Consider the following 573-nt stretch of genomic DNA (forward strand, 5'->3'; position numbering starts at 1 on the left):
CGCTTCGGCGACTGGCTGCGCTCCGGCGAGATCAGCTTCCCCCATGCACGGATCGCGGGCATCGATCGCGCACCGCAGGCGTTGCAGGAAATGATCGAAGGCAGACACTTCGGGGCCGTCGTCGTGGAGCTGTAGCGGTGGCGGTGGCATAGCACCCGTTCGGCAGCCGCGGGCGGACAGAGGACGGGGAGCGGGGCAGGATGCGGATCGGCGAAGCGGCAGCAGCGGCCGGTACTACGCCCAGGGCACTACGGTTCTACGAGCAGCGCGGGTTACTGCCCCCACCCGTCCGCACGGCCTCCGGCCAGCGCGAATACGGGCCCGGCGAAATCGCACGAGTCCGCATCATCCGCGACCTGCTGACCCTCGGATTCACCATCGAGGACCTGCGCAGCTGCGCCGACCGTCTCCATCTGCTCGCCCAGGACCCGCCGCCGCGGTGCGGTTCTGTCGAACCCGGCGCCCCCACCTCCGGGATTGTCGGCCGCAGGCTCGCCGCCCTCGACGCCGAGATCGACCGGCTGGCCAGACTGCGCGAGAGCCTCGCGCGGCGTGCGTCCGGAGACGACTGAC

The 573-nt window shown here is 70.9% G+C and carries 1 protein-coding gene; it reads left to right on the plus strand.

Annotated features, from left to right (window positions below; genetic code table 11):
- Window positions 1-200 precede the first annotated feature (200 nt).
- On the plus strand, window positions 201-572 hold the full coding sequence (locus tag FCI23_RS56020; protein WP_136731808.1) for a MerR family transcriptional regulator: 372 nt from the start codon (window positions 201-203) through the stop codon (window positions 570-572).
- Window position 573 lies beyond the last annotated feature (1 nt).

Source organism: Actinacidiphila oryziradicis (assembly GCF_005047355.1).
Classification (GTDB): domain Bacteria; phylum Actinomycetota; class Actinomycetes; order Streptomycetales; family Streptomycetaceae; genus Actinacidiphila; species Actinacidiphila oryziradicis.